At 68.5% G+C, this 21394-nt stretch carries 19 protein-coding genes; 4 read left to right on the forward strand and 15 right to left on the reverse strand.

The features are described from left to right. The 9 genes from C8D03_RS05745 to hemC all read right to left on the reverse strand — a co-directional run bounded on the left by C8D03_RS05745 (position 1) and on the right by hemC (position 10444). The gene (locus C8D03_RS05745) at positions 1-483 is read right to left on the reverse strand and encodes a chemotaxis protein CheW (protein WP_108051252.1); all 483 of its coding nucleotides are present in this window, start codon (positions 481-483) and stop codon (positions 1-3) included. 84 nt (positions 484-567) lie between these two features. Continuing rightward, entirely contained in the window at positions 568-2760 is a 2193-nt protein-coding gene (locus C8D03_RS05750; protein ID WP_108045402.1) for a HAMP domain-containing methyl-accepting chemotaxis protein, read from the reverse strand. A 74-nt stretch (positions 2761-2834) separates the two neighbouring features. After that, positions 2835-4913, reverse strand: coding sequence for a methyl-accepting chemotaxis protein (locus C8D03_RS05755; RefSeq protein WP_108045403.1), 2079 nt, complete (start codon positions 4911-4913; stop codon positions 2835-2837). Positions 4914-4941: 28 nt separating this feature from the next. Then, complete coding sequence (locus C8D03_RS05760) at positions 4942-5421, reverse strand: chemotaxis protein CheW (RefSeq protein ID WP_248308364.1); 480 nt, start codon at positions 5419-5421, stop codon at positions 4942-4944. A gap of 14 nt (positions 5422-5435) precedes the next feature. Beyond that, complete coding sequence (locus tag C8D03_RS05765; protein WP_108045404.1) at positions 5436-7490, reverse strand: chemotaxis protein CheA; 2055 nt, start codon at positions 7488-7490, stop codon at positions 5436-5438. Then, the gene (locus tag C8D03_RS05770; RefSeq protein WP_108045405.1) at positions 7487-7852 is read right to left on the reverse strand and encodes a response regulator; all 366 of its coding nucleotides are present in this window, start codon (positions 7850-7852) and stop codon (positions 7487-7489) included. The genes C8D03_RS05765 and C8D03_RS05770 overlap by 4 nt, the downstream gene beginning before the upstream one ends. Positions 7853-7854: 2 nt before the next feature. Further along, positions 7855-8190, reverse strand: a complete 336-nt coding sequence (locus C8D03_RS05775; RefSeq protein WP_108045406.1) for an STAS domain-containing protein — start codon at positions 8188-8190, stop codon at positions 7855-7857. Positions 8191-8426: 236 nt separating this feature from the next. After that, positions 8427-9440 (reverse strand): helix-turn-helix transcriptional regulator, encoded by a 1014-nt coding sequence (locus C8D03_RS05780; RefSeq protein ID WP_108045407.1) that lies wholly within the window; start codon positions 9438-9440, stop codon positions 8427-8429. Positions 9441-9499: 59 nt separating this feature from the next. Continuing rightward, the gene (gene hemC, locus C8D03_RS05785) at positions 9500-10444 is read right to left on the reverse strand and encodes a hydroxymethylbilane synthase (protein ID WP_108045408.1); all 945 of its coding nucleotides are present in this window, start codon (positions 10442-10444) and stop codon (positions 9500-9502) included. 222 nt (positions 10445-10666) lie between these two features. On the opposite strand from hemC, the gene C8D03_RS05790 reads away from it, so the two are divergent. Beyond that, positions 10667-11239 (forward strand): DUF924 family protein, encoded by a 573-nt coding sequence (locus tag C8D03_RS05790; protein WP_108045409.1) that lies wholly within the window; start codon positions 10667-10669, stop codon positions 11237-11239. A gap of 2 nt (positions 11240-11241) precedes the next feature. On the opposite strand, the gene eutC is transcribed toward C8D03_RS05790, so the two are convergent. Together eutC and C8D03_RS05800 are read right to left on the reverse strand one after the other, a co-directional pair. Continuing rightward, entirely contained in the window at positions 11242-12033 is a 792-nt protein-coding gene (eutC, locus tag C8D03_RS05795; protein WP_108045410.1) for an ethanolamine ammonia-lyase subunit EutC, read from the reverse strand. Further along, complete coding sequence (locus C8D03_RS05800) at positions 12030-13418, reverse strand: ethanolamine ammonia-lyase subunit EutB (protein ID WP_108045411.1); 1389 nt, start codon at positions 13416-13418, stop codon at positions 12030-12032. Before C8D03_RS05800 ends, eutC begins: the two co-directional genes overlap by 4 nt. A 213-nt stretch (positions 13419-13631) precedes the next feature. Between C8D03_RS05800 and C8D03_RS05805 the strand changes: the two genes are divergently transcribed. Together C8D03_RS05805 and C8D03_RS05810 are read left to right on the forward strand one after the other, a co-directional pair. Further along, entirely contained in the window at positions 13632-15278 is a 1647-nt protein-coding gene (locus C8D03_RS05805; protein ID WP_108045412.1) for a GMC family oxidoreductase, read from the forward strand. Between the two features lie 168 nt (positions 15279-15446). Beyond that, positions 15447-15968, forward strand: a complete 522-nt coding sequence (locus tag C8D03_RS05810) for a hypothetical protein (protein ID WP_248308365.1) — start codon at positions 15447-15449, stop codon at positions 15966-15968. Positions 15969-15974: 6 nt separating this feature from the next. Here C8D03_RS05810 and C8D03_RS05815 read toward each other — a convergent pair whose 3' ends face one another. Continuing rightward, complete coding sequence (locus tag C8D03_RS05815; protein WP_108045413.1) at positions 15975-16943, reverse strand: D-2-hydroxyacid dehydrogenase; 969 nt, start codon at positions 16941-16943, stop codon at positions 15975-15977. Positions 16944-17051: 108 nt separating this feature from the next. Next, complete coding sequence (cobD, locus tag C8D03_RS05820) at positions 17052-18074, reverse strand: threonine-phosphate decarboxylase CobD (RefSeq protein WP_108045414.1); 1023 nt, start codon at positions 18072-18074, stop codon at positions 17052-17054. Between the two features lie 14 nt (positions 18075-18088). Between cobD and cbiB the strand changes: the two genes are divergently transcribed. Beyond that, the gene (gene cbiB, locus C8D03_RS05825) at positions 18089-19066 is read left to right on the forward strand and encodes an adenosylcobinamide-phosphate synthase CbiB (protein ID WP_108045415.1); all 978 of its coding nucleotides are present in this window, start codon (positions 18089-18091) and stop codon (positions 19064-19066) included. 10 nt (positions 19067-19076) lie between these two features. Here cbiB and C8D03_RS05830 read toward each other — a convergent pair whose 3' ends face one another. Together C8D03_RS05830 and C8D03_RS05835 are read right to left on the reverse strand one after the other, a co-directional pair. Continuing rightward, positions 19077-20732 (reverse strand): acyl-CoA dehydrogenase family protein, encoded by a 1656-nt coding sequence (locus tag C8D03_RS05830; RefSeq protein WP_108045416.1) that lies wholly within the window; start codon positions 20730-20732, stop codon positions 19077-19079. Beyond that, positions 20729-21346 (reverse strand): TetR/AcrR family transcriptional regulator, encoded by a 618-nt coding sequence (locus tag C8D03_RS05835; RefSeq protein ID WP_108045417.1) that lies wholly within the window; start codon positions 21344-21346, stop codon positions 20729-20731. The genes C8D03_RS05830 and C8D03_RS05835 overlap by 4 nt, the downstream gene beginning before the upstream one ends. Between the last annotated feature and the right edge of the window lie 48 nt (positions 21347-21394).

The raw sequence follows: 21394 nt of genomic DNA on the forward strand, positions 1-21394 counted from the left end.
TCAGGCCGCCTGTTCCGGTGCCATCGCGGCAAGCATCGGCAGGTCGTCGGATTCCATCAGGCGCTCGAGGTCGAACACGACGATGAAAGCCTCGCCCTTGCGGCCGATGCCGGCGATGTAGTTCGACTGCCAGCGGCCACCGACATCGGGCGCGGCTTCGGTATGGTCGTCGTCCAGCCCCGTCACCTCGAAGACGCGGTCGGCGACGAAGCCGACGCCGAGCGTGCGGCCCTTGACCGGCACGTCGAGGATGATGATCCGGGTGGCATCGGTCGCCTCCGCGCGCGGAAGACCGAGCTTGGTGCGCAGATCGACGATCGGATAGCCGGCGCCGCGGACATCGATCATGCCGAGCAGGAAGTTCGGCGCATGCGGCAGCTTCGAGATCGGCCGCATGTCGAGAATTTCCCGCACATTGCGGATGTCGATGCCGAACAGCTCCTGGTCGATGCCGAGCGTCAGATATTGGGCGGTATCAGCCATGATGACCTCGCGGTGAGAGCGGCAGGCCGCAGCCTGGACCGAAGCGGCCCGGCCCCGCATCTCGCGGAGCCGGGCTTAGCCTCGTCAGTTGCGATGGAAGGCGGCGTCGTGCTGGTCCTCGCCGCCGTCCATGTCGAAGGCGAAGCCGCCATTGGCGACCTTCCTGGCGGGGCGGGCCGGCGCCTTCTTCGGCTGGATGGCCGCAGCCATGCTCGTCGCCTTGCCGCGGAGCTGCTTGACCGCCTTGTCGACCGCGGCCGGCTGGACGGCCGGCGCATGGCCGTGATCGTCGAGGCGGAAGAAGGCGATGGTGGACTGGAGCTGCTCGGCCTGGGCTGCGAGTTCCTCGGAGGTGGCCGAGACCTGCTCGGAGGCCGCCGCGTTCTGCTGCGTGACCTTGTCGAGCTGCTGGATCGCCTGGTTGATCTGCGTCGAGCCGACATCCTGCTCGCGGCAGGCCGCCGTGATCTCCTCGACCAGTTCGGCCGTCTTCTTGATGTCGGGCACCAGCTTGGCCAGCATCGCGCCGGCCTCCTGCGCCACCTTCACCGTATCGGTCGAGAGCGTGCCGATCTCGGCGGCCGCCGCCTGGCTGCGCTCGGCGAGCTTGCGCACTTCGGACGCCACCACCGCGAAGCCCTTGCCGTGCTCGCCGGCGCGGGCCGCTTCAACCGCCGCGTTCAGCGCCAGCAGGTCGGTCTGGCGGGCGATCTCCTGGACGATGTTGATCTTGGCCGCGATCGTCTGCATCGCGTCGACAGCCTTGCCGACCGCGATGCCCGACGCTTCCGCATCCTTGGCCGACTGGCCCGCCATCTTCTCGGTCGTCGCCGCGTTCTCGGCGTTCTGCTTCACATTCGCCGCCATCTCCTCCATCGAGGACGAGGCTTCCTCCGTCGACGAGGCCTGCTCCGTCGAACCCTGAGACAACTGCTCAGCGCTCGCAGACAGCTCCTGAGAACCCGACGAGACGTTCTCCGCAGCCTGGATCGCCTGGGTGACGATGGTGCGCAGCTTCTCCAGCATGTTCTCGAGCGCGATGCCGAGCGTGTCCTTGTCGGAGAGGCGGCGGGCCTCGACCGTCAGGTCGCCATTGGCGATCGCATCAGCCACGGCGGCGGTGGCGTTGAGGTTGGCCGTCATGGTGTTGAGCGAGGCGACGAGATCGCCGATCTCGTCATTGCTCTTCACCGCGATGGTCTGGCTGAGGTCGCCAATGGCAACCGCATTGGCGAGACCGACGGCGCTGGCGAGGCCGCGACTGATGTTGAGCGCGATCCAGGTGGCGGCGGCGATGGCGATCAGCAGTGTGCCGAGCACGATCGAGATCAGCAGCGTGCGGGCAAAGGCAGCGCCGTCCGCGGCTTCCTTGGCGGCCTCGGCAGCCGCGCCCTTGATATAGTCGGTATATTCGTCGAGCAGGGCCATCATCTCGGAGACCGCGACGGTGCCTTCACCCATGGACATGTTGGCGGCGCGGATCGAACCGGCCTCCGCGGCGATCTGCGCGACCCTGGTGATCGATTCCAGAGCGCTTGAGAAGGCTGCCAGCGTCTTCTCGGTGGAGGTGCCAGCCTCTGCGATCGGTCCGGCCGTCTTGGCGAGGGCGACGCGCACGGTCTGGATCTGGTCCATGGTCGCCTTGCTCAGGCGCTGGACGTCTTCCGTGGTTGCGGCGCCGAAGAGCTGGGTCGCGGTGCGGGTCAGGCGCAGCCATTCGAGGCGGGCATTCTGGAATTCGTAGGCAGCCGCGAGCGCCGCCGGCGAAGAGCCCGGCTTGACGAGGTCGGCGAGCATCGCATTCGTCGTGGCCGTGATGTTCGCGATGCGGGGGTTCGTCTCGCTGGTCCAGAGATCGAAGGCGCGAGCGCTGGAGTTCTGCTTGGCGAAGCCGAGGATCTGGTCCTGCACCGTGGCGAAGCGCGCGAGCTTCGGCGCCATGACGTCCCAGCGACGCTTGCCGGCCTCGTCCGCATTGGCCTGGAGCCGGTCGCGAACCTTCAGGGCCTCGGCGCGCGCATTGGCGGCGGTCTCGACATGGGTGGCGATCTCCTTGTCGGACGACGCCATTACCGCGTTCTTCTCGGCCCGGATCGACCGGTTGAAGAAAGTCCTGACGTCACCAATCAGGTCGAGCCGATTGGTCCAGCGGATCAATGTGCTCTGCGTTTCCGTCATGTTGGACAATTGCTGGTACGACAAGCCGCCGGCGACCGTCGACAGGACGATGACGACTCCAAAGGCGGCGGCCAGTTTGGCCTTGATGGTGAAACGCATGACTTAACTCACGATGGGGTGTTTTGAGATGTGGGGAGGGGCTTTGGCCGCTCCCCAGCGAGGGCAGGCAGAGTTCAGGACGCGCGGCGGAACTGGCTGTCGCGATCGTCTTCGGCATCGTCGAGATCGAAGGCAAACCCTCCCTTGGAGCCCTTGGCGGCGCGAGCCGGGGCGGGCTTGGACTTCTTGGGCACTGCAGCGACCTTCATCTGCGCCGCCTTGGCCTTGAGCTGGCCGAGCGCACGCTCGATCGGCGGGGCAACCACCGCCACCGGAGCCTCGTCGATCCGGAAGAAGGCGATGGTGGTCTGGAGCTGCTCGGCCTGGGCTGCGAGCTCCTCGGAGGTGGCCGAGACCTGCTCGGAGGCCGCCGCGTTCTGCTGCGTGACCTTGTCGAGCTGCTGGATCGCCTGGTTGATCTGCGTCGAGCCCACATCCTGCTCGCGGCAGGCCGCCGTGATCTCCTCGACCAGTTCGGCCGTCTTCTTGATGTCGGGCACGAGCTTCGCCAGCATCGCGCCGGCCTCCTGCGCCACCTTCACCGTGTCGGTCGAGAGCGTGCCGATCTCGGCGGCGGCCGCTTGGCTGCGCTCGGCGAGCTTGCGCACCTCGGACGCCACCACCGCGAAGCCCTTGCCGTGCTCGCCGGCCCGCGCCGCTTCAACCGCCGCGTTCAGCGCCAGCAGGTCGGTCTGGCGGGCGATCTCCTGGACGATGTTGATCTTGGCCGCGATCGTCTGCATCGCGTCGACAGCCTTGCCGACCGCGATGCCCGACGCTTCCGCATCCTTGGCCGACTGGCCCGCCATCTTCTCGGTCGTCGCCGCGTTCTCGGCGTTCTGCTTCACATTCGCCGCCATCTCCTCCATCGAGGACGAGGCTTCCTCCGTCGACGAGGCCTGCTCCGTCGAACCCTGAGACAACTGCTCAGCGCTCGCAGACAGCTCCTGAGAACCCGACGAGACGTTCTCCGCAGCCTGGAGGGCGTCTCCAACGACCTGGCGCAGCTTCTCGACGGTGCCGTTCAGGGCCGCCACGAGATCGCCGACCTCGTCATTGGTCTTCGCCTCGACGGTGCGGGTCAGGTCTCCGGCCGCAACCGCATTGGCGAGGCCGACGGCGCCGGCGAGACCGCGGCTGATGCTGATGGCGATCCAGGTCGCAGCAGCGACGGCGATCAGAAGCGAGGCGAGAACCATGCTGATCAGCAGGGTCTTAGCGAAGCTGGCCGCCTCGATCGCATTCGTGCCGATCTCGCTCATCTGCTTTTCGGCCAGGGAGGCGTAGGCATCGAAGCCAGCGATGGTCGCCGTCAGCGCCTTCTGCCCTTCGCCGCGGCTGATCTCGATCGCCTTGATGCTGCCGCCCTCCTTGGCGATGTCGAGGACGCGCGCGCTCAGCACGAACAGCTTCTCCGTCGCAGCCTCCAGCCCCTGTGCGGGGATGCCGAGCGATTTGAGCGCGGCGACAGCCGCCTCCAGCGCGTGCTTGCCGGCAGCGATCTCGGTGATAGCGACGCGGCGGCGTTCATCCAGTTCGGCCATGGAGTTCGCGCTGAAGGTCTCGACGATCATGCGCAGCGTGCGGGCGGCCTCGAAGCGCGCCGTGAGGACCAGGCGGGCCGCCGCCAGATGCGGCACCGAGCCCGAGACCTTGTCGAGTTCGCCGAGGATCGCATCGAAAGCGGCCGACTGGCCGGACACGACCGCAGCGCCCTCCGAGCGCCAGATCGCCATGGCGTGGTCGCCGGAGTTGAGCTTGGCGTTGCGGATCGTCTCGTCCTGAAGATCGTTGAGTGTCTTCGCGCGGGCGATGGCGGTGTCCATCAGGCGCCGGCCCTCGACGCTCGCTGCGGCCTGGATATCGCCGGCGAGCTTGGTGACGTGCTGGCGCATGCCCGCGACCTCGCTGGCCGCGGTCTCGATGTCCTTGTCGGTTCTCGACAGGAGGAGGGTCTTCTCGGCGCGGATCTGCGTCTGCAATTCGTGCTGCAGCGCGGCGACCTTGCTGATGCGCTTGCCCTGATCGACGATCTCGACCTCGGCGCGGGCGACTTCCGTCAACTCGTAAAAGGCGACGCCGCCGGCAGCCATCGACAATGCGATGATGACGCCGAATGTCACGCCGAGCTTGGCCTTGATGGTAAAACGCATCGTCGTACCCCCCAGTATCGAAACGAGTTCAGCCCAGGATCCGGGCCATGTCCGGAACGATGACGAATTCGTCGTTCCACTTGGTGATGAAGCGGATGAATTCCGGGCGCCAATGGCTGCCGAGACGCGGCGTCTGCTGGGCGTGCCGGGTCGAGACCTCGGTGACCTCGTAGACCCTGTCGGCGAGGAGCCCGAGGGTGACGGGGTCGCCCTCGATCTCGACCTCGACGACGACGATGCGGGTATCGGCCGTCGCCTGCGTCTTCGTCATGCCGAAGCGGATGCGCAGATCAGCGAGCGGGATGACGTTGCCGCGGACATTGATCAGCGCGGGCAGGAAGGCACGGGCGCCGGCGACACGCGTCACCGGAACCGGATCGATGATCTCGCGGACCATATCGGTCTCTATGGCGAAGATCTCGTTGCCGAGCCCGACCATCAGCACCTGGAGACGGGTCTCGATCGCCGGAGGCAGCCCTGTGGCGCCCTGCCCTGGAGTCGTTTGCATCTGAGCCTGGTTCATCACGCGGCCTCCGGCGTTCTGTCGCTCTCGGCCCGCGCCTGGCCAAGCGTCACGAGCTGGGCGACGTCCATGATCAGCGCGGCCGAGCCATCGCCGAGGATGGTGGCGCCCGAGAACATGGTGACGTCGGAATGGAGCTTGGACAGCGACTTGATCACGGTCTGGTGGCTGCCGATGATCTGGTCGACGACGAGGCCGACACGGGTGTCGCCGATCGAGGTCACGATCACCTTCTGGTGGGGGTCGGGCTGCCCCTCGGCGTCGAACAGGTCGCGCAGGCGCAGGAAGGGCACGAGCTCGCCGCGGACATTCAGGAAACTGCGGCCCTTGGCGCGGGCCTCGTCGGCCGCCGTCAGCTCGATGCATTCCTCGACGGCCGAGAGCGGGATGATGTAGCGACCCTCGCCGACGCGGATCAGCAGTCCGTCGATGATGGCGAGCGTCAGCGGCAGGCGCAGCGTCACGGAGGAGCCGTGGCCCGGGATCGTGGTCAGGTCGATGGTGCCGCGCATCGCCTCGATGGTGCGCTTGACCACGTCCATGCCGACGCCCCGGCCCGACAGCGCCGAAATGGTCTTCGCCGTCGAGAAGCCGGGATGGAACAGGAACTGGTGGATGTCGTGCTCGCTCAGGCTGGCGCCCGGCTGGATCAGCCCGTTCTCCTCGGCCTTGGCGCGAATGCGGGCGGTGTCGAGGCCGGCGCCGTCGTCCTGCACCGTGACCAGCACCTGCGCACCGACATAGCGCGCGGCGAGCTCGATGCGGCCGGTCGCCGACTTCGCCGTCCGGCCGCGCCGGTCGGCGCTCTCGATGCCGTGGTCGATGGCGTTGCGGATGAGGTGGACCAGCGGATCGGCGAGGCGCTCGATCATGGTCTTGTCCATCTCGGTGTCCTCGCCGACCGTGACGAAGTCGACAGGCTTGCCGAGATCGCGCGAGAGGTCGTGGACGAGGCGGCGGAAGCGGCCGAAGAGCGAACCCATCGGCACCATGCGCACGCCCATGGTCGAGTCGCGGAGCCCCGAGGCCAGGCGCTCGATCTCCTCGGCGATCGCCTTGATCGCGAGGTCTGTGCCGGAATGGGCGATCTGACTGAGGCGCGCCTGGGCGATGACGAGCTCGCCGACGCGGTCCATCAGCTCGTCGAGACGCTCGGCCTGGACGCGGACGGTCGAGCCCTTGTCCTCGGCGCGGCGGTTGAGCTCGGCCTTCTCCGGTGAGGCCGGGGCGGCTGCGCGTTCGGGCGCCGCAACCGGCACAGGCGCGGCCGCGGCGGGTTCTGGCGCCATCTCCGGCATCGACATGTCGAGCGCGGCAAAGAGCGGCGCGGCCGGTTCTTCGAGCGCCGTGATGACGAGCTTCATCTCGTCACGGACGAACATGAAGACATCCTCGATCTCGTCTTTCGAGCAGGCGCTCTGCAGCGCGACCGTCCAGGTGATCAGGCAGCTTTCCGGGTCGAGCGCGCCAAGTTCGGGCACCTTGTCGCAATCGGCGGTGACGGTGCAGGGGCCGAGCGCCCGCAGATCGTCGAGCAGGACGAGCGGATTGGTGCCGTTGCGCAGGATGTCGGGCTCGAAAGCGATCTCGATCATCCAGCCTGCCCCGGCAGGTTCACCCGGCACAGCCGCCTCGACGGCATCGGGCTCGCCGACCGGCACAGCGTTGCCCGGCGCGGAGCCGCCGCCGATCAGGCGCTGGAGTTCCTCGACGATCGCCTCGCCGATGATCGGATCGGTCGAATCCGGATCGTCGATCAGCGTGCGGATATAGTCCTTGGCCGAGAGCGAGACCGTGACGATGTCGCGGTTCGCGTCGATCTTGCCCTTGCGGATCAGGTCGAAGGCCGTCTCGAAATCATGGGTGAAGGCCGCGACCTTGTCGAAGCCGAACATCGCACCCGAGCCCTTGATCGTGTGCAGCGCCCGGAAGGCGGCGTCGATCAGGTCACGGTCCTGCGGGGTCTGGCCGAGGTCGAGCAGCACCGTCTCGAGCGAGTCGAGCAGGTCGGCGGCTTCCTGGCGGAAGGTTTCGGTGGGATCGAGTTCCATCACGTGCGCACCAGCTTGGCAACGACCGCGAGAAGCTGCTCGGGCTTGAACGGCTTGGTGATCCAGCCCGTAGCGCCGGCGGCCTTGGCCTCCTGCTTGACGGCGTCGTCGGATTCCGTGGTCAGGAAGACGATTGGCACGCCCATGAAGGAGGGCAGCGCGCGCAGCGCCTTGATCATCTGCATGCCGTTCATCACCGGCATGTTGAGATCGGTGATGACGAGGTCGAAGCTCTGCGCCTTGGCCTTGGCGAGGCCTTCCGAACCGTCGCCGGCCTCGACGACGGCATGTCCGGCCGGCGCGAGGACGAGCTTGATCATCTGCCTGACGCTCGGCGAGTCGTCGACGGTGAGGATATTGGCCATGATCAGTTCCCGGACGGTTCGGAGGGCGATGCGCCGGGCAGCGAGACCCCGGCGCGCCCGAAGGCGGAACGGACGCTCTCCGTTGCCGCAAGCATGATGAAAGGCAGATTCCGCGCGCCGAAGCTGCGCTCGGCACTGACGATAGTCTGGACAAAGGTGATGTCGGCCTGCTCGACGGCGGCACAGTCGATCTCGACGCCGGAGCCCGAATTAACCAGTCCGACGAGCGAAGCCGCCAACGACCTTGAATTTCGAATCGTACAATCCGACCCTGGGTCGAATTTCGGGACGATCTCCGCGCTCTCATTGCTCATAACGGCCGCACCATTTCTCGACATACGCAACAATTCACACGTTACACAGCTAGATATATAAGATAATTTACTTATAATTCACTTAACGCTTCAATCGATTAGATTCATCTATTGTTGATTAGCGCGCGTGTCTGGAGTCGGGCTTGCGTCACGGGAGTCTTGCCCGGCATGCCGGGCAGCACTCCGGTAACCATAACCGGCCGCGTGGATCATCCTGATTGCTGCATTGCGAAAGCCGACAGGATCGGCGGCGCCTGCCGTCAGCGCTTGCGCCGCGTCTGCGAGGGCTGTTCCCCGAATGCCTGGCGGTATTCGAGGGCGAAATGGCCGCGGTTGACGAACCCCCAATGCCGCGCGACCGCCTCGATCGAGCGCGAGGATTCCGGGTCGAGCAGTTCCGCCCTGACCCGGTTCAGCCGCGCCAGCTTGAGGTAGTCGTGCGGCGAGATCCGCTTGTGGCGGCGAAAGCCTTCCTGCAGCGAGCGCAGGCCGATGCCGACCGCCTCGGCGACATCCTGCACCGTCAGCGGGCCGGAGTTGTGCCCGTCGATGAAGGCGATCGCCCGCCTGATCTGCCAGGGCGCGGGGGCCGCCGCCTTCTGCTCGAACCAGGACGAGTAGCGATGCGGGACGCCTCTCAGCACCAGCATGATCAGGGCGTCGCGCAGCATCCGGGCCGCGTGCGGCGCGCTGGCGAGCGGCGCGTCCCCCCGCAGACCCACCGCCATCGCAGCCATGATGCTTGTCAGGGTGGCGCCGACAGCAGTGCCGGCATCGAACGTCGCGGCGACATCGAGCCGTTCCGTCGCAGGGCGTTCGAAGGCGGCCTGCAGGGTTCGCGCCACCTCCTCGGCATGGAGCGTGAAGGTCGAATGGATGCTGCCCTCCGCATACTCGCCGCTTTCGGCCAGGGCGGTGTTGAGGATCAGGCCTTGTCCCGGCACTGCGGCGAGCGTCTCGCGGCCGACCGAATAGAGAGTGCCGCCGGCCGTCACGAGGCGAAGGGTCAGATTGTCGTGCGAGACGCCGCGCCTGAGCCGCATGCCGCCGGGATAGGCAGCCTGAACCAGGTTGGCGGAGGCCAGCCCATGCCCGGTCAGGCGGGCCTCGAAGGTGTCGGGCCGGAGCGGTTCGAGCACGAGGTCGCGCCGCAGCAGGTCGACCAACCAGGCCTGCGTCTCGCCGACATCGCGGCTGACGAAATCGGCGCCGCTCCCACCCGGAGCGGGGCCGGCCTTGCGCGCTTCGGAGGGCGTCGGCGTAAGCCTCTTCATCGGGCCATCTGAAACCGGGCGGCGCCCGCGATCAAGAGGACCGGATTCCGGGCCGACGCTCAGGCACCGACATATTTGAAATGGGCGCCGACGCTGCGATACGACGCCTCGAGGACATCGACGCCGCCGGCAAGCCGCAGCGCCTCGGCCGTGGCGAGTCCGAGTTCGACGGCCTCGCGGCCCGGGCGTTCGTCGCTCGCTGTGATGCGCTTGCCGCCGTCGAAGGAGGTGATCTGGGCATGCAGGACGAGGCGGTCGTCGCGCCAGGTCGCGCTTGCCCCGACGGGCAGGCTGCAGCCGGCGCCGAGCGCGTGCAGCATCGCCCGCTCGCAATCGACCTCGGCGCGGGCCTTGGGGTCCTCGATGTCCCTGAGCATGGCAAGGATCGCAGTGTCGGCCGCGCGGGCCTGGACGCCGAGCGCGCCCTGCCCGATCGCATAGGGGAAGAGCAAGGGGTCGAGCAGTTCCGAGGTCGCGCCTTCGAGGCCGAGGCGCTGCAGCCCGGCCTGCGCGAGGATGACGGCGTCGAGCCCGTCCTCGCCGTTGATCTTGGCGAGGCGCGGGCCGACATTGCCGCGGATCGGCACGACCTCGACATCGGGCCGCAGGCTGAGGATCTGCGAGCGCCTACGCAGCGAGCCGGTGCCGACGCGGGCGCCCTCGCGCAACTCGCCCAGCGTCGCGCCGCAGAGCACATCGCGCGGATCGGCACGCTCGGGAACGGCGGCGAGGACGAGGCCGTCCCGCAGCGTGGTCGGCAGGTCCTTCAGCGAGTGGACGACGATGTCGACCTCGCCCGAGGTCAACTGCTCCTCATGCTCGGTCGAGAACACGCCGATGATGCCGAACTGATGGAACTCCGAGACCCGGTCCTTGTCGGCGATCGTGGCGATCGGATGCAGCGAGAATTCGGTGTCGGGATGCTTCGCCTTGATCAGCCCGGCAATGTAGTTTGTCTGCGCGATTGCCAGCGGGCTGCGCCGCGTGCCGATTTTCAGGAGCATTTTCCGAACAACCTGGTCTTTGGGGCCGCGACAGCTTTGGGGACCTGCCAGCCTCCGTCATTGGAACGGGTCTATATCAGCGGATCGCCATCGCCGCGAGTGCGGCGTACCACCGCCCCGGCCGGGCGCCTTGGCCTGGATCAAATGAGCGCCGCCCGGCTCCGGAATGAACCAACGCCATCCTGTGCCGTTGAGCGGCAGACCAGCAGGGGAGAGACATCGATGGAGCGCAGGCTCGAGACGCCGCATGCCGCGAGCACCGCCACAGCCGGGACGGTGACGGATTTCTGGCGGGATGCCGGGCCCGAACGCTGGTTCAGGAAGGATGCGGCCTTCGATACACTGTTTCGCGAGCGCTTCATGCCGCTCCACTTCGCGGCGGCGCGACGCGAGCTCGATGTCTGGGCCGAGACGGCGCAGGGATCGCTCGCGCTGGTGATCCTGCTGGACCAGCTCCCCCGGAACGGCTTCCGCGGCACGGCGCATATGTATGCGACCGATCCGCTGGCCCGCTCTTTCGCCAGGCGAGCCGAGGCCATGGGCCAGGGCGACGCCATCGAGCCGGAGCTGCGGCTCTTCCTGCACCTGCCGTTCTGCCATTCCGAGGACCTCGCCGACCAGGATCTGTCGGTGCAGCTCAGCACGCCGCTGGGCGAGCTGGCGCTGGAGCATGCCGAGGGCCATCGCGAGATCATCCGCCGCTTCGGGCGCTTTCCGCACCGCAACGCCCTGCTCGGGCGCGAGACGACGGCCGAGGAAGCCGCGTTTCTCAGCGAGGGCGGCTTTTCCGGCTGAGGTCAGCGCTCGGGGATCAGGGCGGGTGCGATGCCGGCTTCGAGCGCGGCGTCGCTGTCGTCCTTGAGGTCGACGCCGGTCAGCGCGCGGGTGAAACCCTGGTCGACCAGCCAGGCGAGCTTGAAGGCCGCGTGCTGGAAGCCGAGCCCGCCCGGGCGGATGTTCGAGATGCAGTTGCGCGCGGCGTCGGTGAGCCCGCGCCTCGGGGCGAAGGTGAGATAGGCGCCGAGCGAATCCGGCGAGGACAGGCCGGGGCGTTCGCCGATCAGCACCACGACCATGCGCGCACCCAGCGCCTCGGCCGCCTCGTCGCCGAACGCGACGCGGGCCTGGGCAGCGATGACCACGGGAGCCAGGGTCCGCTTCTGGCGCCGCAGGAAGGGCAGCAGCGCGGCCATGAACGGCGCGGCGTTCTGGTGCACCGCGGTCGAGGACAGCCCATCGGCGACGACGATGGCGAGATCGAAGCCGCCGTGCCGCGCCGCCAGCGCCGCCCCGCTCTCCGGCGACAGGCTGCGGCCGAGATCGGGACGTCGCAGGTAGTCCTCGCGCGAGCGGGCGGCGCTTTGCGCCATCAGCGTCTCGCAGCCAAGCGCAGCGAGTTCGGCCGCGACCTCGCCGGGACGGAAGGGCGCATGCACGGCGTCGCGCGCCTGGGCATGCGCCAGCCCGAAACGCAGCACCTCGCGGATCGGCAGCGAGGCGCCGGAACGGCCGAGCGCGATGCGCGCCGGGGTCAATCGCACGAGATCGGCGAAACGGTTCGTCGGCGGCGGCTTGTCCGAGGTGCTCATGCCGCACGGTCCTGCATGGCGGCAAGCAGCGCCTGCCCGCCCTGCCCGGCGCTGAGCCGGCCGGCCGCGTCGACGATGTCCATCCGCCTGAGCCAGTCCTCGAATTCCGGCGCGCGCTTCAGGCCGAGCACCTCGCGGACATAGAGCTGGTCGTGGAAGGAGGTCGACTGGTAGTTCAGCATCACGTCGTCGGCGCCGGGGACGCCCATGATGAAATTGACGCCGGCCGTGCCCAGCAGGGTGAGCAGCGTGTCCATGTCATCCTGATCGGCCTCGGCATGGTTGGTGTAGCAGATGTCGCAGCCCATCGGCACGCCGAGCAGCTTGCCGCAGAAATGGTCCTCCAGCCCGGCGCGGATGATCTGCTTGCCGTCATAGAGATATTCCGGGCCGATGAAGCCGACGACCGTGTTGACCAACAGCGGCCGATAGGCTCGGCAGACGGCATAGGCGCGCGCTTCCAGCGTCTGCTGGTCGACGCCATGATGGGCGTTGGCGGAGAGCGCCGCGCCCTGCCCGGTCTCGAAATACATCAGGTTGTCGCCGACGGTGCCGCGCTTCTGCGAAAGCCCGGCCTCCAGCCCCTCCTGCAAAACGGCCAGCGTGACGCCGAAGGAGGCATTGGCCGCTTGCGTGCCCGCGACCGACTGGAAGACGAGATCGACCGGCGCGCCCTGCTCGATCAGCGCGATCGAGGAGGTGACATGGGTCAGGATGCAGGCCTGGGTCGGAATTTCGAAGCGGGCGATGACGCCGTCGAGCAGGCGCAGCAGGTCGCCGATCCGCGCCGTGCTGTCGGAAGCCGGGTTGATGCCGATGACGGCATCGCCGCAGCCATAGCTCAGCCCGTCGATGGTCGAGGCGAGGATGCCGGCGGCATCGTCGGTCGGGTGGTTCGGCTGGATGCGGACGGCGAGACGGCCGGGCAGGCCGAGCGTGTTGCGGAAGCGCGTGACGACACGGCATTTGCGGGCGACGAGGATCAGATCCTGATTGCGCATCAGCTTGGAGACCGCCGCCGCCATCTCGGGCGTGATGCCGGGAGCGAGCGCAGCCAGCGCCTCCGTCGTCGCAGCCTCCGAGCAGAGCCAGTCGCGGAATTCGCCGACCGTCAGCGAGGCGACGCCGGCAAAGGCCGCCGCATCGTGGCTGTCGGCGATCAGGCGCGTCACCTCGTCGATCTCGTAGGGGATCAGCGCCTCGTGCAGGAAGGTCCGTAGCGGCAGATCGGCCAGCGCGATCCTCGCCGCCATCATCTCCTCCATGCTGCCGGCAGCGAGCCCGGCCAGCCGGTCCCCCGAGCGCAGTGGCGTCGCCTTCGCCATCAGCTCCTTGAGATCGGCGAAGACATAGCTCTGCCTGCCGACCGCGACGCGGTATCCCATCGACCGTCTCCCCGAGGCGGCCTGAAGCCGCCGCGCCATAACACCTGCTCACCGCAGCCCTAGCAAGCCGCGCGCCGGAATGCCCTGCGTCCCGCAACGTCGCGCGCCCACATACCCGCTTCGCAACCGCGCGCATTGCGGTGCTGTCCCACGCGCCTTATCGCTGGCCTGATCAGAGCGGGACGCTACCCGCCGTCGCGAACAGGGAACGCCATGGCCCAGCCAGACACTGCCGGACGCCGCACGATCGGCACCTATGATTATGTCGTCATCGGCGCCGGCTCGGCCGGCTGCGTCATGGCCAACCGGCTCTCGCGCGATCCGAAGGCGCGGGTGCTGGTGCTGGAGGCCGGCGGCCGGGACAACTGGATCTGGTTCCATATTCCGGTCGGCTATCTCTTCGCCATCGGCAATCCGCGCGCCGACTGGCTTTTCAAGACGGAGCCGCAGGCCGGCCTCGGTGGCCGGGCTCTGCCGTATCCGCGCGGCCGGGTGCTCGGCGGCTCATCCTCAATCAACGCCATGGTCTATATGCGCGGACAGGCCGCCGACTACGATGGCTGGCGCCAGCTCGGCCTCACCGGCTGGGGCTGGGACGACGTCCTGCCCTATTTCCTCAAGCACGAAGATCATGCCGGGCCGGGCGACGGAGGCCTGCACAAATCCGGCGGCGAATGGCGCGTCGAGCATCCGCGCGTGCGCTGGGCCATTCTCGATGCGATCCGCGAGGCGGCCGAGTCCGCCGGCATCGCCCGCATCGACGATTTCAACACCGGCGACAATGAGGGCTCGTCCTATTTCCAGGTCAACCAGCGGCGCGGCCGGCGGCTCAGCTCCTTCCGGGCCTTCCTGCGCCCGGTGCTGGACGCCCGCACCAATCTGCGGCTCGAGATGCGGGTCATGGTCGAGCGCGTGGTGGTCGAGGATGGCCGGGCCAAGGCCGTCGAGTTCACGCATGAGGGCGAGAAGCTGCGCGTCGAGGTCACCGGCGAGGTCGTGCTCAGCGCCGGCTCCATCGGCTCGCCCGCGCTGCTCGAACGCTCCGGGATCGGCGACGGCGAACGCCTGCGGCAACTCGGCATCGCGACGGTCGCCGATCTGCCCGGCGTCGGCGAGAATCTGCAGGACCATCTCCAGATCAGGCCGGTCTACAAGGTCGAGGGCGTCCGCACGCTCAACAGCGACTATGCGAAGCTCTGGCGCCGGCCGCTGATGGCACTGGAATATGCCGCCCTGCGCAGCGGGCCTTTGACGATGGCGCCCTCGCAGGTCGGCGCCTTCGCTAAATCCTCGCCCGAGCAGGCGACCGCGAACCTGCAATATCACTTCCAGCCGCTTTCGCTCGATTCATGGGGCTCGGGCCTGCATCCCTTCGATGCCTTCACCGCCAGCGTCTGCAATCTGCGTCCGACCAGTCGCGGCCATGTCCATCTGAAGACGCCGCATGCCGAGGACGCGCCAGCGATCTCGCCGAACTATCTCGACACGGAAGCCGACCGGCAGGTCGCGATCGACGCGATGAAGCTGACCCGCCGGATCGTGGCGCAGGCGCCGCTCGCCCGCTTCCGGCCGCAGGAGCATCTGCCCGGCCCGGCGGCCGCAAGCGACGCGGAGCTGCTCGACGCGGCGGCGCGGCTCGGCACGACGATCTTCCACCCCGTCGGCACGGCGAAGATGGGCCGCGAGGACGACGCCAGAGCCGTGCTCGACGAGCGGTTGCGGGTGCGCGGCGTGAGGGGCCTGCGCGTCATCGACGCATCGGCGATGCCCGCGATCACCTCGGGCAACACCGCCAATCCGACGATGATGATCGCCGAGAAGGGCGCCGCGATGATGCTGGAGGATGCCAGGGCGCGGTGAGGGGGAATTCCCTCCAGCCCGTCTTTCCGGACAAGCCGCGAAGCGGTGCCGCGCCGGAATGACGGCGCGTGTTATCGAAAGGCCTCAGAATTGCTGGGATCGTTCAGGATACGACGCCCCATTCAGAGCGTCGCAGCCGCTCGCCCCCTGTCGCGAGGACCATGAGCGATGACGCAGCCGGCCTCTTTTCCTCCCGAGCGCGGCCCGGTCGCCCGCATGCTGCTCGCCATCCTGCGGGTCGTCCTCACCATCCTGATCGTGATCGACGAGATCGCGCGGCCGCTCTACCGGCCGCTGATCGCCTGGGTCGCCTCGCTCACCATCGTCGCGCGGATGGAGGAAGCGATCGCGCGGCTGCCGCGCCTCGCGATCCTGGCCTTGCTCGCCGTGCCCTTCGCGATCGCCGAGCCGCTGAAGCTGCTGGGCCTGCTGATGATGGCGGATGGCCGCGTCCGGACCGGGCTGGTCGTCTTCGGATTCGCCCATCTGGTCAGTTTCCTGCTCGTCGAGCGGATCTACCACGCCGGCCGCGACAAGCTCCTGACCTATGGCTGGCTCGCCTGGACCATGGCGCTGCTGGCCCGGCTGCGGAGCCGGGCCCTGGACTGGATCAGGAGCAGCGCGGCCTATGCCTTCGCGCTGCGCAGCCGCGACGCGGCGCGGCAATGGTGGCGCTCTCTGCGCGCCTGAGCCGGCTCAGACGACCTGATTGCGCAGGGCGCTTTCGCCACGCACGAGCCGGCCGAGATTTTCGACCAGCAGATCGACGACATTGCCCTCATAGGCGCGCGTCTCGCCGGCGCTGTGCGGCGTGACGATGACGTGAGGCATCGCCCAGAGCGGCGAGGTCGCGGACAGCGGCTCCTCGTGGAAGGTGTCGAGCCCGGCGCCGGCGATGCGGCCTTCGCTCAGGGCCGCGATCAGGGCCTGCTCATCCACAACCTTGCCGCGCGCGACATTGATCAGCAGCGCCGTCGGCTTCATCGCGGCCAAGGCAGCCGCATCGATCAGGTTTTCCGTTTCCGGCGTCAGCGGGCAGGTCAGCGCGACGATGTCGGCCTGCGCCATGACCTCGTGCAACTGGTCCGGCCGCACGATCGCCTCGATGCCAGGCTGCGGCTCCGGGCTGCGGCGCACCCCGATGACGCGCAGCCCGAAGGCCGCCGCCAGCGTCGCCAGCCGCAGGCCGATGCGGCCCAGCCCGACGATCACCAGCGTCTTGCCGGCGAGCTCGTCCTCGCGCCGCGCGCGGTCGCCGATCATCGGACGCCAGATCTTCGCGGTCTGGTTGTCGCGAGCGAGATGGATCTGGCGGGTCAGGCCGAGGATCAGCGCCATGGCATGTTCGGAAACGGCCCGCTCATTGGCGCCCTGCGCGCTCGCCAGCCGCACGCCAGCAGCGGCGAAGGCGGCCTTGTCATACTGGTCCGTGCCGGCGCTGACCGACTGGACGAAACGCAGCTTCGGGCTCGCGAGCAGCTCGTTGCGCCAGAGCCCGGAGACGACCACCACATCGGCCTCATGGGCACGGGCCTTGAATTCGTCGAGGGAACGCACCTCGAAACTCTTCGCGGCATGGCCGCGCGTCGCGAACTCGGCCTGCAACTGATAGGCGGCATGGGCGAAGCAGATGGTCAGGTCGCCTTCCGGCGGCAATGCGGGCATGGGGTCGATTCCTCTCGAGGCAAGGCGTGTTCGGGCAAAACGCAGGATCAGGTTAGCCGGCGGCTCCGGCGCTGTCGCGGGGCGCATGCAAGACTTACCATGCAAGACTTACGCTGAATCCACCGGCGGCACGAAGGACGCCAGCGCCGCCTCGAGGCGGCCCCATGCGGCGGCATCGCCCGGCAGGCCGAAGCGCAGCCAGGTCGTCTCGTTCTGGAAGCGACGGACATAAATCCCATGGCGACCGAGATGGGCGAAAAGCGAGGGCGCGGCCGGCGCGGCCAGCAGGCGAAACAGCGCCGTGCCGCCGACGATCCGGCCCAGCGGCGAGAGCAGGGCGTCAAGCCGCGCCGCATCGGCGGCCCGGGCCGCGCCCGCCTGCGCCAGCCAGCCGGTATCAGCCAGCGCCTGCGTTCCGACCGCCAGTGCCGGTCCAGCCACCGCCCAGGGGCCCATCGCCGCCCGCAACGCTGCCGTGGCGCCGGTTTCCCCGATGGCGAAGCCGAGCCTGACCCCTGCCAGCCCATAGGTCTTGCCGAAGGAGCGCAGCACGATGGTCGCGGCCGGCAAGCCCGGGAGCAGGCTGGCTTCCGGCTTGAAATCGGCGAAGGCCTCGTCGAGGATCAGCATGCCGCCCCTCGCGGCACAGCGCGCAGCGAGCCTGGCGAGATCGCCGGCCGGGAGGCTGCGTCCATCGGGGTTGTTCGGATTGACCACGACCATGCTCGCGGCGTCGTCCGCCCCGGCCAGCGTCGCCGTTTCGATAACCGCCGCGCCGGCCTGGCGCCAGGCAAGCGCATGCTCGGCATAGGTCGGGCCCAGCACCGCGACCGGCCCGGCGCCGACGAGGGCCGGCAACACGCGCGGCAAAAGGTCGATCAGGATCTGGGTGCCGGGCGCAGCGACGACGCCGGCTGCTGCAGGGACGCGATAGGCCGTGCGCGCCGCCGCCAGCAAGGCTGCCTCGTCATCGGCGCCGGGCAGGCGCTGCCAGAGGCTTAACGGCAGCGGCGGAAGCGGATAGGGGATGGGATTGATCCCGGTGGAGAGATCGATCCAGGGTGTCGGCGCGTCGGGAAACAGCGCCCGCGCCCGGGCCAGATCGCCGCCATGCCAGATGCCCTCAGTCACGTTTCGCCCCGCCCATGGCCCCGCCCGATACACTGCTTCTGCTGCTGGCTGCGCTCGTCGTCGAGGCGGCGGCCGGCTATCCGCAGCGCTTGTATGCGCGGATCGGGCATCCCGTCACCTGGCTTGGCGCGCTGATCGCCCGGCTCGACCGCCGGCTCAATCGAGACGATGCGAGCTTCGTGGCGCGCAAGGCCGCCGGTATCCTTGCGCTGCTCGTTCTGGTCGCGGTTACGCTCGCCACCGCGCTCGTGTTGACCGGGCTCTGCCGCATGCTCGGGCCCTTGGGCCTGCTGCCGCTCGCACTCCTCGCCTCGACGCTGCTGGCGCAGCGCAGCCTGTTCGAGCATGTCGCGCGCGTCGCCGAAGGGCTGGAGCGCGGCGGGCTCGCCGCAGGGCGCAAGGCCGTCGCGATGATCGTCGGGCGCAACCCGGAGAGCCTCGACGAGGCCGGCGTCGCGCGCGCCGCGATCGAGAGCCTGTCCGAGAATTTTTCCGACGGCGTGGTTGCGCCGGCTTTCTGGCTCGGAGTGGCCGGGCTGCCCGGCATCGCGCTCTACAAGGCGATCAACACCGCCGATTCGATGATCGGCCACAAGACGCCGCGGCATCTCGCCTTCGGCTGGGCTTCGGCCAGGCTCGACGATCTCGTCAACCTGCCGGCCTCCCGCCTGACGGCGCTGCTGCTGGCGGCGGCGGCGGCTTTCGACCGGAATGCGGATGCCGGCGGCGCCTGGCGCGCGGTGCGGCGCGATGCCAGCCGGCACCGCTCGCCCAATGCCGGCTGGCCGGAGGCCGCGATGGCGGGTGCGCTCGGCTTGCGGCTGGCGGGACCGCGTGTCTATGGCGACGTCGTCGTCGAGGATGGCTGGATGGGCGACGGCCGGGCCGAAGCGTCAGCCGCCGACATCAGGCGCGCGCTCTCGCTCTATCGCCGCGCCTGCGGCCTGCTATGGGGGCTGGCCGCCCTGCTCAGCCTCGCGACCCTGTTCTGAGAGTCCGCCGTCAGTTCAGGACGGGCGCCGCCCGCCGCGCGATCGCCTGAAGATCGACGCCCTGCGGCAGCGAGCCGAAATGGCCGGACCAGCCGCCTGCCAGCCGCGACGCGACGAAGGCATCGGCAAGCGCATGCGGGGCATGGCGGATCAGCAAGGAGGCCTGGAGCGCCAGCGCCATCCGCTCGACGAAACGCCTGGCCAGATGCTCGTGGCGCAGCACGTCGACGAGGTCGGCTTCGAGTTCGACGAGAAAGGCGTCATAGCGCGGGTCGTTGCCGCGCGCGGCGCGCAACTCGTCGAGCAGCGCCGGCACGCAATCCGGATAGCGGCGGATCGAACGCAGCACGTCGAGGCAGACGACATTGCCCGTGCCCTCCCAGATGCCGTTGAGCGGGGCTTCCCGATAGAGCCGCGCCATCAGGTGATCCTCGATGAAGCCGTTGCCGCCATGGCATTCGAGCGCCTCGGCCACGACCGGCGTCACGCGCCGGCAATTCCAGTATTTCGCGATCGGCGCGCCGATCCGCCCGAGCAGCTTTTCCTGCTCGCTGCCCTCCTCGCGGTCGAGCGCATGGACGAAGCGGAAGGCTAGCCAGGCCGCCGCCTCGACCTCGACCGAGAGGTCGGCGATGACGCTGGTCATGATCGGCTGGTCGATCAGCGCCTTCTGGAAGGCGCGGCGATGTGCGGTGTGGTGGGCGGCCTGGGCCAGAGCATGGCGCATCAACCCGGCCGAACCGACGGCGAAATCGAGCCTCGTATAGTGGTTCATCTCCAGCCCGGCGCGGATGCCGTGGCCGGGTTCGCCGATGAGATGGGCGATCACGCCGCGGAATTCGACCTCGGAGGAGGCGTTCGACCTGTTGCCGCATTTGTCCTTGAGGCGCTGGATGTGCAGCCGATTGCGCGTGCCGTCCGGCAGCCAGCCCGGCACGACGAAGCAGGAGACGCCTTCCTCCGTCCGCGCCAGCGTCAGGAACACGTCGGAATGCGGGACCGAGAAGAACCATTTGTGGCCGACGAGCGAATAGGTGCCATCGGAATTCCGGGTGGCGACGGTCTGGGTCTGGCGCAGGTCGGAGCCGCCCTGCTTCTCCGTCATCGCCATGCCGACCGTACCGCCGCGCTTCAGCGCGGCCGGGAGCGGGCGCGGATCGTAGTCGCCGGAGGTGATCAGCCGGCCATATTCGGCCCAGCGCGCGGGATCGCGGTGCAGCACGGGAATCGCCGAATAGGTCATGCCGAGCGGGCAGCAGATGCCGTTCTCGCCCTGGTTCCAGAGATAGGAGACCGCCGCGCGGGCGACCTGCGCGCCGGGGCGTGGCTGCGTCCAGCACAGCGAATGGAAGCCGTCGCGCATCGCCAGCGCCATCAGCTCGTGCCAGGCCGGATGGAACTCGATCTGGTCGACGCGCCGGCCCCAGCGATCATGACTGCGCAGCTCCGGCAGGCTGCGATTGGCCTGCCGGGCGAGATCCTGCACCGCTTGCGAACCGACATGCTCCCCGACCGCGCCGGCCTGCCCGGCAAACCAGCCGGCCCCGAAGACATCGAGGATGCGGCCCAGCGCCGGATCGGCGGCGAAGGCATCGTAACCGGCCAGGGCGGGCGCCTGGTTCAGCACCTCGTGGGTATCGTAGCCGTGGGGGTCGAACGCGGTCATGAGGTCTGTCCTTCATGGGAGACGAGCGCGGCGAGGGAGAGGTCGGCGAGGGCCGCGGCGATCTGGCGTCCGCGCTGCGGGGTGATCGGGCGTTCGGGCGAGAGCGGGCCGATCAGCGCCTCCATGAAGCCGCCGACGATCATCGCGGCGGCGGCATCCGGATCGACGGGGCGGAACGCGCCCTGCCCCTCGCCCTCGACCACCAGCGCGCGGAAGATGCCGGCGATCTGGCGCCGGTAGTCGAGGCGCGTTGCATCGACCGCAGGATCGGCCGGCTCGGCGATCATCGACCAGGCCAGGCGCCGGTTGGCGAAGGCGCGTCTCGCGAAGGCCTCCACCGCCGCCGTCAGGCGCTCGGGGACGGGCGCGTCGCTGGCGGCGATCGCGCGCAGGACGGACAGCTCGCGGGAGGAGACCGCCGCGACGATCTCCGCCATCAGCTCGGCCTTGGACGAGAAATAGGAATAGACGCTGCCCGTCGACACGCCGCTGGCCAAAGCGACCGCGGCGATCGAGGTCTCCTGGAAGCCGACCTCCGAGACGATCTGGCGGGCGGCGGCGAGGATCGCCTCGCGCTTGCCGTTCTTGCGTGGCTGCTTCGGGACGCCGGCCATGAGAGTCTCGATAAATTGAACCTGAATTCAAATTCAATCTGCGAGCAA

This window comes from Bosea sp. 124 (genome assembly GCF_003046175.1).
Lineage (GTDB): Bacteria > Pseudomonadota > Alphaproteobacteria > Rhizobiales > Beijerinckiaceae > Allobosea.

What these genes read in the sequence shown, in the direction of transcription:
- C8D03_RS05745 (WP_108051252.1), bottom strand. Translation starts at nt 483, where the DNA reads ATGGCTGATACCGCCCAATATCTGACGCTCGGCATCGACCAGGAGCTG.
- C8D03_RS05750 (WP_108045402.1), bottom strand. Translation starts at nt 2,760, where the DNA reads ATGCGTTTCACCATCAAGGCCAAACTGGCCGCCGCCTTTGGAGTCGTC.
- C8D03_RS05755 (WP_108045403.1), bottom strand. Translation starts at nt 4,913, where the DNA reads ATGCGTTTTACCATCAAGGCCAAGCTCGGCGTGACATTCGGCGTCATC.
- C8D03_RS05760 (WP_248308364.1), bottom strand. Translation starts at nt 5,421, where the DNA reads ATGCAAACGACTCCAGGGCAGGGCGCCACAGGGCTGCCTCCGGCGATC.
- C8D03_RS05770 (WP_108045405.1), bottom strand. Translation starts at nt 7,852, where the DNA reads ATGGCCAATATCCTCACCGTCGACGACTCGCCGAGCGTCAGGCAGATG.
- C8D03_RS05775 (WP_108045406.1), bottom strand. Translation starts at nt 8,190, where the DNA reads ATGTCGAGAAATGGTGCGGCCGTTATGAGCAATGAGAGCGCGGAGATC.
- C8D03_RS05780 (WP_108045407.1), bottom strand. Translation starts at nt 9,440, where the DNA reads ATGAAGAGGCTTACGCCGACGCCCTCCGAAGCGCGCAAGGCCGGCCCC.
- hemC (WP_108045408.1), bottom strand. Translation starts at nt 10,444, where the DNA reads ATGCTCCTGAAAATCGGCACGCGGCGCAGCCCGCTGGCAATCGCGCAG.
- C8D03_RS05790 (WP_108045409.1), top strand. Translation starts at nt 10,667, where the DNA reads ATGGAGCGCAGGCTCGAGACGCCGCATGCCGCGAGCACCGCCACAGCC.
- eutC (WP_108045410.1), bottom strand. Translation starts at nt 12,033, where the DNA reads ATGAGCACCTCGGACAAGCCGCCGCCGACGAACCGTTTCGCCGATCTC.
- C8D03_RS05800 (WP_108045411.1), bottom strand. Translation starts at nt 13,418, where the DNA reads ATGGGATACCGCGTCGCGGTCGGCAGGCAGAGCTATGTCTTCGCCGAT.
- C8D03_RS05805 (WP_108045412.1), top strand. Translation starts at nt 13,632, where the DNA reads ATGGCCCAGCCAGACACTGCCGGACGCCGCACGATCGGCACCTATGAT.
- C8D03_RS05810 (WP_248308365.1), top strand. Translation starts at nt 15,447, where the DNA reads ATGACGCAGCCGGCCTCTTTTCCTCCCGAGCGCGGCCCGGTCGCCCGC.
- C8D03_RS05815 (WP_108045413.1), bottom strand. Translation starts at nt 16,943, where the DNA reads ATGCCCGCATTGCCGCCGGAAGGCGACCTGACCATCTGCTTCGCCCAT.
- cbiB (WP_108045415.1), top strand. Translation starts at nt 18,089, where the DNA reads ATGGCCCCGCCCGATACACTGCTTCTGCTGCTGGCTGCGCTCGTCGTC.
- C8D03_RS05830 (WP_108045416.1), bottom strand. Translation starts at nt 20,732, where the DNA reads ATGACCGCGTTCGACCCCCACGGCTACGATACCCACGAGGTGCTGAAC.
- C8D03_RS05835 (WP_108045417.1), bottom strand. Translation starts at nt 21,346, where the DNA reads ATGGCCGGCGTCCCGAAGCAGCCACGCAAGAACGGCAAGCGCGAGGCG.